We start from the raw sequence: 12,624 nt of genomic DNA, 5'->3' as shown, positions 1-12,624 counted from the left end.
CTGGCGCAACCAGAAAGTGGTGCCGGAAAACACTTACGCCAACACAACTGACCAGCTGCAACGCATCGCTGGTCAGTTGTGCCGTCATCCGTAATGTCACCGGACCGCTTCTGATTAGGGCCGCTGGCGTGAAAATCCTGAGTAGTGGAGGGGCCACCATCACCGCTACCGGCATCCCGCTCATAATTAGCAACTAAAACATTGCTCGATTATGTACCCCATGACTTTTTCCAGAGAATTTTAATTTTACTTGTGTTAGCTCATATTTATGTATATCACTCTTTATTTTTTTCACCTGAACCACCTCAAATAATGTGCCTGGCAATGAAATTACCTCTTTGACTGTGGAACCAATGCCTTTAAGTTTTTTAGCATCGACACCTATTTTTAGCAGGCGATTTTTGAGATCATCATAAGCCAACGGTGATAAGAGGCCTTCTTTGAAAACATCGGCCGGGACGTCTTTAACTTTAAAAAGAACTGGATGGAGCCTTCTTTCCTCGGAAGAGTCAATAAATGACCTCGATACCAGATCGCTTTCGCTGAAAAAAGAAAACTGATGGGATTGCAGCATAGCCCCGGCTTTCAGATCCCCGAAATGCTCATCAGGGACCAAAGCACCACGATATATCACCTTACCTCCGGCATAGGATGTTAGTTTATCTACTGCCTGCAGAAAATTACCTGTCATGGTTTCTCTATTCATACCTGCTTTATTAAATTCCTGCGGAATGTTAACTGGCTCGGGTAAATGCTCTTTTCCGTGCAAAAAATTATGTCTGATAAGATTTTGTGGATATTGCCCCTCAGAAATCGCTTTTTTATGCTGTCTGATTTCTGACGGACTAAGGGAGACATCATCGGCGTTTACTCTTTCACTTTCAGGCAGAGGATAGTCAGGAAGAGTAGCTAACGACGCGGTAGATCTCTGCGGCCTGATGCTGGTCATTCTTTTGAACATTTTTCCGTTACTATCAATACCTGAACCGGGGTTATTCCGGCACATGCGGAACAGGTTCATCCCGTCCACCGTCCCCGCCGGGTCCGCGCTGAGCCAGCGGCCTGCCCACGGCTGATAGTACCGGTAGCCGTAATAGTACAGCCCCGTCGCGTCACGCTCCTTGCCCGAGTAGCGGATGGTTTTGTAGTCCGCTTCGGTCTGGCTGCGCGCCGTCAGGATGGCCGTGCCGCCGTACGGGTAGTACTCCTCCCGGCTGATGACCTGGCCGTCGGCGTCCAGCTCCAGCCCACCGCTCCCCGTCAGGTTATCGTGGCTGTAACGCAGCTGGTCGTGGTCGATGCCCGCCGGCCTGCCGCTCTCCCAGTGCAGCACCCGCACCTGCGCCCGGCCCGCCTCGCCCACGGTAATCACCTGCAGGCGCTCCGTCTCCGTGTCGCCCGCCCTTGTGCGGCGCAGCTCCAGCCCCGGCAGATACGTCACCCGCTGCGTCTGCCAGCTGCGGCCGGTTTGCTGCACGCTGACCTTCAGCACCCGCTGGCTCTGGCTGTCATAGCGATAGCTCTCCCGGTCATCCGTCCCGCCCTCACGCCCCACCGGCGTCACCTGCCGCAGCTCGTTGCGCGGCGTCCAGGCCAGGTGCTGCCCCGGCTGCAGCCGCGTCTGCTGCCCGCCCGCCGTGAACAGGGCCTCCACCTCTGCCGGGCTGGCCGTCAGGGTGCTCAGCACGCCCCGGTTGCTGCGGTCGCTTATGGTGATATTTGTGGTGTAAGTGTTGTTCGTGGCCGGGGCGCGGTGGCATATCTGCGTCAGGTTACCGGCTTCGTCGTAGCGGTAGGTGCGGGTGTAGTTCGTGTATGCAGAGCCGTCGGTGGGCAGGGGAATGGTCGCTGAGGGGAGATGGCTGCCCTGTTGTCCGGCGTTCGCCATCTCGCGCCCGGTGGCGCTGACCAGCTGGTACAGGCTGTCGTAGACGTAGGTGTTTTCCGGCACCACTTTCTGGTTACGCCAGAAGCGGGTCTCTTCCACGTCGTTGCGCACGCGGAGCACGTTCCCCACCGGGTCATAGTCGTAGCGCAGGTCCAGCAGGACCCTTGCGCCGGCGGCATGCCCGGCCGGACGCGCCGTTTTAATCCCGGTCAGGCGCTGCGTCCCGGCCTCATACGTGTACGTGGTCACCACGCCGTTGCCGTGCACCTCGCGCAGCGTCTGCCCGGCGGCCGAGTACGTCCGCGACCTCACGATGACCTGCTCCCTGCCGCCCTGCAGGGTCAGCCAGCTGCCCGAAAGCATCCCAGCCACGTCGTACGCCACCCGCTGCATATTACCCTGTGCATCCGTGGTGGTCAGCACGGCCCCGGTGGCGTCGGCGGTGGTGCGGGTGGTGTATGTTTCAGTATCGAGCCGGGCATTCCAGGCGGAGACGTCAGTCCCCTGCCAGTCGGCTGCCACATCGGGGTTATCCGCATCCTTCAGCAGGCGGCGGGTGACGGCCAGCGGGACGCCGGTCAGCGCCATGCTGTCGGTCTGCGCCAGGCCGGCGGGGTCGTAGTGGCTGACGCAGGCGCCGGCGAGGTTCAGGGCTTTGTCCGCCGGCGAGTGGCCGGCATACACGAAGCGCTCCGTGATGCGGGCGGCGTCGCCGGGGACCTGCTCGGTGATGCTGACCGGGCGGCCCGGCAGCGCGGCGGCCTCATACTGCCAGGTGCGGGTGAGGGCCTGGCGGAGGTCCGGGGTCCCGTCTCCGGCGGGACAGATGTTGCTGACGGCAATAAACGGCCGGCCGGCGGCGTCGCTGAGCGCCACGGTGGTGCCGTTGTCGGCACCCTGCGTGCGCAGGACGCTGCCGGTCAGGCCGGTGAGATAGCTGAAGTTCGCCCGGCCGGCGGCGTGCAGACGCGGGTTGGCGCTCAGGGCCAGGAAGCCGCGGGCGTCGTACCGGTGGCGGGCGATGCGCTCCCGGGTGACGTCCGGGGTATCCGGATGGCGGTGGTACGCGATGTCGCGCACGCTCAGGCCGCGGTTGTCGAGGACCGTGACCGTCGGGGTATTATAAAAATCTTTTAGTGAATTGATTATCATATATTTTACATGCCAGTTGTTAGTTAAAGGATCTGTTCAGATTGCCTTAAAGGCGGCGAGCGCCAGCGTATAGCGACTCTGGCGCCCGGCCAGGCCGTGGCTGCCGCCGTTAATAATACGGGTCACCTTAAGTAGGTTGCCCGTATGCTTCAGGCAACCGCGAGAGGCGAAAAACCATGCGGCAGAGCGGGCTGCCCCGGTGTCACTCTCCAGGCGTTCCGGAAAGCGAACCAGGTCCTCACCCAGCGCAAATCCACAGTCCCGGTAGTTGCTGCGTCCGGTTATCTGAATAAGTCCGCGGCCGCGGTAGTTCCAGCCGTCATCGGGGCCTTCATTACCCATCCTGCCACCGTAGACCCGACCGGCAATCGCCCGCTGTCTTACCTCAGGGAGAACCTTTTCGTCCGGATGCCGCCCCAGTCGCAGGGCCTCCTCCGCCGTCAGTCGTCCGGCCTGGACAAAAATATCAAGCCCCCGGGAGCTGTATTTAAAACTTTCCCGCAGAGTCCTGAACCCGCCGCTCTCATGTCCGATCTGAGCGATGAACATCGCCTGGTCCTCTGGCTGCGCGATATGCCATTCCTGCATAGCCTGAAGGACAGGGGCGTGCCAGCGTAACGCCGGGGCGTCTGTCAGCCCGGCGGCCGCTTCATAGCCCAGCAGCTGCACCTGACCGTCAGGGGGGTACACCACCCAGAAGTCGGTCGCGTTAGCCCCTTCAGCCTCCGGGGCAGGCTGCCAGTATTCGCAGCGGCTGAAGTCCTGCTCCACGCGGGGGCGCCAGGTACTGACGTCGTAGGTGGCCGCAAGTGTTGTATCCAGCAAGGTGTTGCGGGAAAGGGTGTACGCCCCGTCAGGACCGGCCGCACCGGCCTGGCCGCTGAGGCCGGTCAGGGCACCGCCGCCTTTGGGCAGGGAGGGGGCATTCAGGGCCAGGGTGTCTGAATGTGGCATAAAGGGTTCCTTAGCGGGCCACCCACAGGTGGCCCGGTCAGTTAGTTATATGGGAAAGGAATCACGCTTTGTGAGCCGCTCCCCGGCGTACCGGAGAGCGGGATGACCTATGCTTTTACAAGCAGAGGCTTTACTTCGCTGGCAAACGAGGTTCCACCGTCGCAGGCGGTGTAGTGTACCCGGACGATAACATCGTCCAGCGCCGCCAGCAGGGCAGTCTGCCCATCATCAGCTGCAAGCTTTTTGCCTCCGTTCAGCGTTTCCTCTGTCGCCCGCGGGAAACTCAGCGTCCATCGGGATACCGCGCCGGTACCCTCAAACGGCAGATAGCGCTCGTCGCTGAACTGCAGCTCAAAGACGCCGGCGTCGTTCATCCCGCCCGACAGCGCCACCTGCTGGCTGGCGCGCAGGTTCTGCACCAGCGTGCCGGCAGGTGCGTCGCTGACCTTGCCGTTAATCAGCGCCGCCACGGCGCCGGCATTTGCACGAAGCACGGTGGTGCTGCCGGTCTGGGTCAGCGTTGCCTTCACGTCCTGATAAGGCCCCAGCAGGGTCGGCAGGGTGACTGTGACCGTTTTCAGGGTGCGCAGGTAGTGGCCGGCATAGTCGTCGTCAAACAGTTTCTCCGTCAGGCTGAAGTCCAGGGAGCCGGACGCCTTAAACTTATTCCAGTCCTTTTCATCCACCCGGTTTTTCAGCGAGACGGTGCGCACAATATCCAGCCGGCGTTCGTTGCGCGTCAGCCAGGCTGACTCCATCTGCTGCAGGTTGAGCTGCAGCGTTTCCCCGACCAGCAGGCCGCGGTAGTGGTCGTTCCAGGCGCCGGTCTGGATGAAGGTGGTGGTGAAGTCCCCGAGCTCATACTGCCAGCAGGCCTGCGCGGACAGGCACAGGGACACTACGGCGTCGTAGGCCTGATAGTACAGGGCAGACAGCTGACCGCTGAGCCACTGATAGAGAGTGGCCTGGGTGAAGCGGCTTTTGAGCCAGGTCAGCATGGCCTGCGTCTGGGCCTGGCGGGTTTTCTCCTGTTCCAGGGCGGTCTGCGCCGAGCGGAGGCGCACATCAAGTGCCTCCAGTTGCCTGTTCAGCGCCTGAATCTCGCCCCCGGCCTGGTCGCGTATATGACCCCACTCCTGGCGGCGGCGACGGTAGTTCTCCGTCTGCTCCAGGCGCATGGCGTCGTGACCGGTGGCCGTAGCCTTCAGGGACAGGAGCGTGCCGATGGCGTTGGCCGGGGCGCCCGGGTCGAGGTTCCCGCATGCCATACCAAAGACGGTCGGTGCCAGCTGCAGGGCACCGCCCAGCGTATGGAACGCCTGGGCGGCCAGGCTGGCGTCGCGGGACTCAATGTTCAGGTCCATGGCACGCTGTTCGCCCGCCGAGATATTTTCGTCATAGCGCTCGCCGTAGTAGTCCCGGCGCTGCGTCGCCGTAGCCTGGCTGGCCAGCAGCGCGGTGCGGTCGGCCTTAAGACCGTCAATGGACTGCTGCTGCAGGGTCAGCACGTAGCTGGACATGTCCAGCATCTGCTGTTGCGCCAGCTCTTCCTGACCGGCGCGCTCGCCGCGCTCCAGCAGGCTGAGCAGGGACTCGCCGAAGCGGCTGAGGGTGGACACGGCGTTAAATGCGCGCGGCAGTACGGCGCTGAAGCGATACGGTGGCACCACCAGTTGTGCCCCGTTCCCGCCGCCGCTCAGGGTGCCGCCCGGGGCGCGCTGGGTCAGCAGGGTTGTCGGGTCGGCCGGCGGGGCGTACAGCGGCAGGCTCATCGGCTTGCCGTCCACGGTCAGGTTGTGGCGCAGGTTGTACAGACGGGCGTCCAGCGCGTCCCAGTATCCCAGCAGGACGTCGTTCAGCGGCGCGGTGAAGGCCGCGTTATCCGCATCGCGCAGGGAGCCATGGTTGGCGGCACGCAGCGCCGGTAGCGCGGCGGTGTTGCGCAATGACATCCGGCGCTCAAAGGCACGCAGTGACGATGGGGATGAGACCAGCTCGCTCAGCGTCCGGGGAGTCCAGCTGCGGCTGATGGCGGTGTCCGGACGCGGACCCAGCAGGGTGGCGGCCTGGTTGTACATGATGCGGGCCTGGGCCAGAGCGTCCCGGGTCAGCTGGCGGTACCAGGCATCGCCCTGCGCCACCAGGTTGTTGACGTACGCCGTGAATACGGCTTTCTGGTAGAGCTCAGGGTCCGCATAGGCCTGGGTATCCGGGTTAATCGGGTCCGCGCTCAGACGGGACAGGGCCAGGCCATTGACCTGACGGCGCGTTAGCGGGTAGCAGTTCCAGTAATCCGGCGCGCCATTATCTTTGCCCTTTACCGACGGGTCAAAGATATAGTGCAGCCAGGCCTGGGCCTCGTCCAGCTGCTGTTCGCTGTTGAAGCGCCAGGCCACCATGAACGGCAGGTGGAAGAACAACTCCCAGAAGTAGAGACCGTTGGCGCCGTCGAAGTCGATATGAACGCTCTCTCCGTCGTGGTCCAGGTCCGCTTCCAGCTTCTGTGCCTGCAGGGTGTAGTTCAGCAGGCTGCCCAGCCCGTTGTTCGCCTGCGCAATCAGCTCGCGCACGAAGGTGGTGTTCAGGCGGGTGTCCGCCGGCAGCACGCCGGCGTTAAACGCCAGTTTCTGCACCATGCCTTTTTTCGAGTCATAGCGTTTGACCAGCGACGGTGGCGTGAAGTCCCCGGCGTGTTCAATGGTTTCCAGAGTGACTAAAGAGTATCTTCCGACCCATCCACTAGGTATGTCACCCTGCTTATTCCAGAGATAGTAATTGACTACCAGGTACTGAAGCTCTTTTGCCCCGACGCTAAAGTCATCGGAAACAATGGCCCGGGAGGCGCTGAAGGTGTGGTTCGCCTCAACGATATTCTGAGGTGAATCCTGCCAGCTCTGTATAGCCGTTTTATCAGGCTTGCAAAGTTCAATCGCCATCTGTCCCCGCCAGTCAGGTTCAGTGCGTTGCGCGTCGGCCGCGGCTTTACCCAGGCCATGTATAGTTAAGATTGGATAGTAAAAATTATTGCTGTACATATAGAGATATACGTCATCAACATTTGGCACTGCTTTTATGATGTCAGGAATGAACTCAATACCGCTCAAATTCAGTTCTGAGTCAAAGGTTTCTCCAGATGGCCATTTCATCCCCTCGGAAAAGTTAACTTCAATTGTACCAGGTGAAGTTAACGGAAACAGATCACCCCCGGGAACAGCAGGCTGTAAAAGAAATTCGTAAACCCCATCAAATAAGGAGGTCTTGGTGACAAGTTTTGTATTATGGAAGTACCACTTATCCGCGTCGGAATCATATCTGAAGGTTAGCTGTGACTTGCCGGTCTCTGTATTTTGAATATCATACTTTTCAGCGGTGATATTGCATGAACCAAGACCAGCAACGCGCGTGATCTTATTCTGAGTGGATGCGCTGATTTTCAGCGTACGCCCGTCACCGGCGACGGTCAGGTTGCGGTCATCCAGCGGTTTCAGCGCGTTCAGCCACAAATCCCCCGCGTCGTTCTTGTCCTTGTGGTCCAGTGTCGATTGATAGCTCACCGACTTAATCCGATAGATGAGTGTGTTCATGGCGTACTGCAACGGATTGTCGTATCTACCGCTTTCCCATGCTTGTGGCTTGAATTTGTTGAACAGCAGGTCGCGGACCAGGGATTTTAGGGGGCGGCGATTGAAGGCCGAATCGCTGTAGCGGTAGGCATAAGTGGCCGGTTTTATTTTACCGTCACTATCTTTGCCGGAATATACCATCAGCGCCATAAACAGGCGGCCGTATTCGCTGTCTTCTCTTACGCCAGCATTGCGCGAGGGGCTATCTATCACGGAGCTGTCCCGTGCAAAAAGTGAGGCCACGCACTCTTGGTTTTTGCCCTCATCTTTCCCCTGAACCAGCAACTGGCCGCTCAGGGCAATATTGTCATTGTCTTCTATCTCAATTTTGTTTTTGTTGTCATCGGTTAGTGCGCCGTTAGTCACCATATCGGCGGTATTCGGAGCCGTCCACTTCCCGTCAAAGCGCAGATAGGCGTAGGACAGGCCGTAGGCATAGTACTCCGAGCCATCCATCTTAAGGTTGCCGTTGCCGCTAGCCAGAAACTCCGTACCATCACCCACGCGCGGGGTGGCATCACGGGTTGCCCAGCAGATATACAGGCGGTTGTTGTAGAAGGCCGGGCGGATGGTGTGCTCCAGGATGCCGTCGCCGGAGAGCGGCAGGTCAATCGCCGCCCAGTCGTTCCAGCAGTTCGGGGTCACCGCTTTTCCGCCGGGATTGCCCTGGTTTTTACTCAGGTCCATCATGCGCCAGTAATACTGGTAAGGCTTGGTGGTGGTGCGGCCAATAAAGTAGAACTGTGCGTCATTGATAAGGTTTTCACCACCCGCCATGCCGGTCTGGGTGATATAGCCGTTAATGACCTCCAGGTTGCTGACACCCTCAAACTCGTTGAGATAGGTGAGGGCGGCGTCCATCACGCGGTCGCTGTCCAGCCGGTTCTGGTTGAGGGTGTTTTTCAGGTTATCAAAATACCGGCTGCTGTCCTGACGGGTCACCGGCAGGAGATAGTTGTTCGGGTAGTTCACCACGGCGGTGCCGGCCGACCAGACGTCGTAACGGCAGTAAAAGTCGCGCCAGTCGTCCACCACGGACGGCACCGGCGGCGTGTGCCCCGGCTCCGTGTTGTTAATGATGCGCGAATTATAGGTCTGCAGGCTGTCAATGGCCGAGGCCAGGCGGCTGGTCATGCTGTCCGCCGACATGTTCACATCCAGCAGCAGGTATTCATACATGTCCTCGTCGCTGAGCGCGGTGGTCCCGCCCTTCAGCGTCGGGGCCACGAAGGTTTTATATCCCGTGACGAGCGCATCGCGCTGCGCCTGTGCCAGAAAATTATCAAGAGTGGTCGTCATATCTGTTCACCTTAATGAGAGTATGAGTGGCAGGCGCACCTGCCACAAAACGTCAACGCCGTGGCGGGAGCACGCCGTTACCGGTTGGCGAGATGCCCGACCCCGGCTACCATGGCCTGCCCCGTGCGGGACCAGGCTGCATAGCTATCGTCGCGGCTCAGGGCAAAGCCCTGGGCCAGGGCCTCAACCGTCATCCCTGATGCCTGTGTGCTCTGCCGCAGGTTCATCACCACGTCAAGGTCGTCCAGCGTAGCCGCCGCATGACCCAGCGCGCCGTCCGCAAAGGCTGCGGACGTTTCACTGGCTTCCCAGCCCAGCAGCGTGGCCAGCGTGGCAGCGGCGACGTCGTCGGCCAGCGGCGGGGTGGCGTGCATGTCGCGCAGATAGGCCAGCAGGTCATCCTCGGCGTAGCCTGCATCACCGGGCTGGGTCAGCAGGGCAACGTAGCGACTCAGGCGGTACAGGGTCTGCAGGGTGATATTCTTCGCGGTTTCTGGCAGGTTCATGCTGAACCACTGAGGGTTATCCAGCATGGCCTGCAGGCCGGCCGGGCTGAGCTGAAGCTGGCTGCACGCCATACCGCGGCGGGCAATGTCGCGCAGCGTGGCCAGCCAGACGAGCGGGAGGGTGTCGGCAGTGGTGACGGTGGTTTTAAGCGTCAGGGGAGTGCTAAGGGTATCGGAAGAACCATAGTAGCGGTGCATGCCGAATCTCAGGTCCATCGATGTTAACTCCGCCAGCGCGCTGGCATCGCTGAAGGTGCCCTTCAGGGGGACTTCCAGCACGTAGGTGGTGTTGACTTCGAAGTATTTATACGCAGCGTCATTCCCGGTGGGCAGCCATACTGCGCCCGCACCTTTATAATCCGTATTACCCTTTAAGCCATCAGGCCAGTTACCGGAGGCCAGGGTCGGGGCCCCGTCGACAGACAGACCCGCCGGCAGTTTAAGCCAGTTGTCGGAAATAGACAGACTGCCCCCATTATCGCTCAAACTGAACGACAACCGCAGGGTGAGGGTCAGGTTTCCGGTGACAGGGTTCCACGCCGCATCACGCCAGTCGGCGGCCAGCAGGTTATAGTCTTTCTCGGTCGTGGTGGCGCCGATGTGCCCTTCAGGCGGTAGATATTCGCCCACGGGGGCGTCGGGCGACATTCCCCAGGTTTCCTGAAGCCACTGATAAGGCGTGACGCCTGCCCAGTGCAGCAGCAGCGCCGGCAGGGACTGCGACACGTTCAGGGCCTGCGCCAGCCCGGTCATGGCAATACCGTGCTGGGTGCCCTGCGCCTGCTTCAGGGCCGCCGACAGGGCGGTGATGGCGGCCGCTTTGCCGTCCCCGGCCAGGTGTTGCTGATTCACAACGTCAGTGACGGCGTCCGGCGTAAAGGCATCGGTCACCAGCCCGGCGATATCAATCAGCCCGGCTGCGCCGAGCAGCGCAAACCAGTCAATACCGGCGTGATGTTCATCATCAATATCTTCCTTCAGCGGGGCCCCGCTGCGGGCCAGCATCCCCGCGTTCACGAAGGTGGCCGGCAGTCGCTGCCAGATTTGCTGAATGAAGCTCAGCTGGGCTTCGGTACCGGGGGTCGGAGGCAGCGGCGCGCACAGCAGCGCCGTCGTGGCCACCGGCAGTTTCGCCTGCTTCTGCCAGCCCGTCAGCCAGGACAGCGCCTGCAGCAGGCAGAGGATATCGTCCGCCGGGGCGTCCCCGTCGGCCAGTTGAGAGATTTTCGGGCTGCCGGCCAGCTGTTTCCAGACGGCGCCGCTTTCCGCATCCAGCATATCGGCCAGCGCGCAGAATTCGTCGACGCCGAGATCCAGCGTTTTCGCCAGTGAGGTGATGCGGTAGAAGGCGGTGACGGTGCCCAGATGACACGTCAGGGTGCCCTTCGCCGCATCGCCGTTGCTCTGATGTGCAGCAACCTTACCGGCCATCAGCAGGAACTGACGCTGGTTAAGCCCCAGCGCCGCCATGATTTGTTTCCCGCGCAGGCCATCCGCGCCGTCGGTGGCACGGTAGCTGAACACGGTATTGTCCGCCTGGAAGGGGGCATCAAACGTGCTGTCGGCGTTAAATATCTGGTCAAAGAACGGGGTGGCCGGCGTAATGGCGTACGGGGTGACCTGATGCAGCCAGGCGGCAAACTGCTTAACCGTGGTGCCGTAGCGGCGCTGGTAGTGCCTGAACAGGCCTAGCGTGCGCAGGGTGTCGTCAGATAGCGGTTTGTCAGAGCTGTTGCTACGGGTCAGCATCAGTAGCGCATCGACATCCTCATAGGGTAAATTCAGCCACTTTTGCAGACGAACCATGGTGTTAATGGACGTGAGCCGCCACCCGGTTGGCAGGTTGCTGACAGTGAGTGCACCGTCTGCATTCCGTCTGATGCTGAGTGGGGGCGTATTATCATCAGTTTTATTGATAAAGCGGGCACCGTAGAGAAAAGGCAGCGCTTTTGCGGAGGCGTCCGGGTTGATCCAGTTGGCGGACTGAATGACGGTATGCTGCTCCGGAGCTCCGGCGCTGCTGGCGGTGGTGCACAGCAGGGCCTCAACACGAGGGACGGTCACATTATGCATGGCGGTAAAGTACGACATATCCAGGAAGCGTTGATAAGTCGAAGCGTCACCGTCGGTGATGTCATAATTTTTTCGATAAAAATCGGCCCAGGATTCTGAAAAATCCTCCAGAAGAATATGCTGCTGTTCCGGCCCCAGACCCGAGGCCATCACCTGCAGGCGCTTCAGGTCGGTAAAGATACCGTTTGCCGGCGACGCGGGTGACAGCCATGCGGCGGGCATATCTGGCGTCAGCGTCTCCACGAGCGCCTGCAGGGAGGTATTGATTTCATCCTGAGAGGCCTGAATCTGCACATGACCGAAATCAAAAGGGAAAGCATTGGGGAAGCGGGAGGTTGAGAGTTTTTTGTTCACTTCGGACAGGCTGCCCGCAAACTTCAGCATGGCCTTTAGCCCGGTACCTGCCGTTTTTGCGGCGAATATACCGGTATAAGTGCCGTCTTTATTATCGGTCCAGCTACCTTTTAGCTCCGCGTTTTCCACCACGACTTTTTTTGTCACTTCGCTAAGCTGGCCGGCTAGCGCATCTCCCTGTGCATCTTTCAGCCTCACCGTCACCCGCATGTCCGTCCCGGCCTCGTAGCTTGCTTCGTCTGTCGCAATGGACGAAGTTGTGATATCCACCAGGGGTGTCACTCTGCTGGCCGGCCTGTCGTCTCCGTTATGGTCCGGGCTGAAGGCTTCTTTCTCTGTAATATTCTGACTCATAGACAGTCCTTTCGGTTATATATGGCACTGGTATTCCCCGCGGCGCCGGGGGACATAATCGGCAGAAATGAAAATATCGGTAACAGCATTCAGGGTGATAACCATACGATTGTCGGGAAAGGTGGAGGCTGATAAATATTCATGGGTGGATGAGTTTTATTCTTTTTTGTCGTGACAAAATAATGTTTACAGACGGGGATAATATTTTTTCTGGAAATTTATGTCTCCTGGCACTGAGGGTATGTGGTTATCTTGCTGTGAATGTTTAATTATTGCCTTTGCTTTCCCGCTTAATGAATTCAGCCTGATGATGGCGCCATAAAATACAACTGTCTTATGTATCAATTGGTTATCTGTTTTTCGATCGTTCTTAACGATGGTTTTTTTGTTGACGATAGCTTCTGACGATCAATTGGCTATT

The 12,624-nt window shown here is 59.5% G+C and carries 4 protein-coding genes; all 4 read right to left on the bottom strand.

Annotation, left to right across the window (positions count from 1 at the left end):
* Positions 1-193: 193 nt before the first annotated feature.
* Entirely contained in the window at positions 194-3,040 is a 2,847-nt protein-coding gene (locus JT31_RS03175; RefSeq protein ID WP_326979634.1) for an RHS repeat domain-containing protein, read from the bottom strand.
* Between the two features lie 36 nt (positions 3,041-3,076).
* On the bottom strand, positions 3,077-3,994 hold the full coding sequence (locus tag JT31_RS03170; RefSeq protein WP_071842926.1) for a SpvB/TcaC N-terminal domain-containing protein: 918 nt from the start codon (positions 3,992-3,994) through the stop codon (positions 3,077-3,079).
* 107 nt (positions 3,995-4,101) lie between these two features.
* A complete protein-coding gene (locus JT31_RS22755) occupies positions 4,102-8,916 on the bottom strand; it encodes a neuraminidase-like domain-containing protein (RefSeq protein ID WP_052048959.1) in 4,815 nt (1,604 codons plus the stop codon).
* A gap of 77 nt (positions 8,917-8,993) precedes the next feature.
* Positions 8,994-12,203 (bottom strand): Tc toxin subunit A, encoded by a 3,210-nt coding sequence (locus tag JT31_RS03160; RefSeq protein WP_038473215.1) that lies wholly within the window; start codon positions 12,201-12,203, stop codon positions 8,994-8,996.
* Positions 12,204-12,624 lie beyond the last annotated feature (421 nt).

Source organism: Cedecea neteri (assembly GCF_000757825.1).
Lineage (GTDB): Bacteria > Pseudomonadota > Gammaproteobacteria > Enterobacterales > Enterobacteriaceae > Cedecea > Cedecea selenatireducens.
Note: the sequence above shows the minus strand (reverse complement) of the source record. Positions and strands in the feature narration are given on the sequence as shown.

Excerpts from the sequence above, each read along its gene's own strand:
- JT31_RS03175 (WP_326979634.1), bottom strand. The coding sequence starts at position 3,040 with ATGATAATCAATTCACTAAAAGATTTTTATAATACCCCGACGGTCACG.
- JT31_RS03170 (WP_071842926.1), bottom strand. The coding sequence starts at position 3,994 with ATGCCACATTCAGACACCCTGGCCCTGAATGCCCCCTCCCTGCCCAAA.
- JT31_RS22755 (WP_052048959.1), bottom strand. The coding sequence starts at position 8,916 with ATGACGACCACTCTTGATAATTTTCTGGCACAGGCGCAGCGCGATGCG.
- JT31_RS03160 (WP_038473215.1), bottom strand. The coding sequence starts at position 12,203 with ATGAGTCAGAATATTACAGAGAAAGAAGCCTTCAGCCCGGACCATAAC.